The organism is Nocardioides sp. P5_C9_2 (assembly GCF_054049555.1).
Map to the genome: position 1 here is coordinate 1 of NZ_JBFUMD010000649.1, position 1,651 is coordinate 1,651.

Sequence of the window (1,651 nt, forward strand, 5' to 3'; positions counted from 1 at the left end):
GTGTGGTCCATGCGCCCACCCTGCCAGCGCCGGCATCCCGTCCCATGTAACGCGCCCTCACATGACCTCCACACCCGACCGGTGGGGTGTGGAGCCCACGTAACAGAGCGTTACAGCGGGAGGGGCCGGCTCAGCGCAGGCGCGCGGCGACCAGGTCGGCGAAGGGCGCGGCGTTGTCGGGAAGCACGTCGAGGTAGAGCCCCGGCTCGATCAGCTCGAGCTCGGAGACGACCCACTGGTCCTCGTGCTGGAGGAGATCTACGCGGACGTAGTCGAGCCGGCGACCGAAGCGCTCCGCCAGCCAGGTATCCGCCGACGCGGCGAGCGCCTCGACCTCCGGGTCGACCGGCACCGGTCGCGAGGCGCCGCCGAACTCCTCGTGCACCCGCACCTCGTCGCCCGCGGGCAGCTTGTCGACCTGGGAGATCACCCGTCCCCCGAGCAGGAAGAGCGACACCTCGCCGCGGGTGCGCACGGACTCGACCAGCGGCTGGGCGATCCACGGGCCGCCGACGGGCGCGTACGACGGGTGGCTCTTGATCGGCTGGCCCAGGCGGGGGTCCTGCGGGTCGGACACCACGATCAGGCCGGCGCCGCCGGCACTCACGCGTGGCTTGATCACCGCGGTCCCGAACTCGTCGATCGCGGCGGCGTACTMCTCGGGGGACGACGCGAGCCGGGTGGGGACGACGGGGAGCGACCCGAGGTCCATGAGGTACGCCTTGTCGTGGTTCCACTCGAAGACGTCGGCCCCGTTGAGCAGGCGGGCCTGGTCGAGCGAGCGGGTCCAGGCGAGGAACTCGTCGGCACGCGTGGCGTAGTCCCACGTGGACCGTACGACGACGAGGTCGGCTCCCGCCCAGTCGACCGAGGCGTCGTCCCACACGGCCCAGCGCGCGTCGACGCCCCGCTCGGCGAGGGCGGCCTCGAGCGCCGGGGCCCCCGGCTCCCCCACGGGCAGGTCGGAGCAGGTGGCGAGCAGGACGGTCATGCGGTCTCCTCCGGGTCGGCCGCGGGGTCCGGCGAGGTGCCGTGGAAGTGCCCCGAGCTGGTGTCGCGGTTGGTGCCCTCGCGGTTGTCACCCTTCTCGATGACGACGAGGTTGTGGTAGCAGTGCACGGCCCGCACGTGGGTGTCGGTGTAGGTCGGCTCGTAGTCCTCCACGAGGAGCTCCTCGTGGTTGAGGCCGTCGATGAGGTCCTTGACCAGGTCCATGGACGTGCCCCGGGCACGCGGGTCGAGCTGGCCGCCCCACGCCGGCCAGTACGACGTCTGGGTGTCCTCGATGCAGTAGATCGCCCCGTCGGGGAGCTGCGGGAAGACGATCGCGAAGGTCTCCCGCACGTGGGCCGGCACGTGGCTGCCGTCGTCGACGACCACCAGCGGCACGCCGCGCTCGGCGAAGATCCGCCGGAAGACGTCGGGGTCGGTCTGGTCGCCCCGGTAGGTCACGATCGGGCCCTGGTCGATGAACGACTTGTCCTCGATGTCCAGGCCCACGATCGTCGCCCGGGGGAAGAACCAGCGCCACATCTTCAGCGAGGCACCACTGCGCTTGCGCCGGGTGTAGCCGCCGACGCCGATCTCCAGCAGGGTGAACTCGCGGCTCCGCAGGTGCCGCAGGTGCCGCTCGTAGTGCGGGGTGTAGCGG

2 protein-coding genes are annotated in these 1,651 nt (G+C 71.6%); both read right to left on the minus strand.

Going from position 1 to position 1,651, the window contains the following annotated elements:
• Window positions 1-130: 130 nt before the first annotated feature.
• Window positions 131-991, minus strand: coding sequence for an ATP-grasp domain-containing protein (locus ACXJKL_RS20610; protein WP_457208860.1), 861 nt, complete (start codon window positions 989-991; stop codon window positions 131-133).
• A partial coding sequence (locus tag ACXJKL_RS20615; protein WP_457208861.1) for a hypothetical protein occupies window positions 988-1,651 on the minus strand: 664 nt, incomplete at its 5' end. The genes ACXJKL_RS20615 and ACXJKL_RS20610, both read right to left, overlap by 4 nt.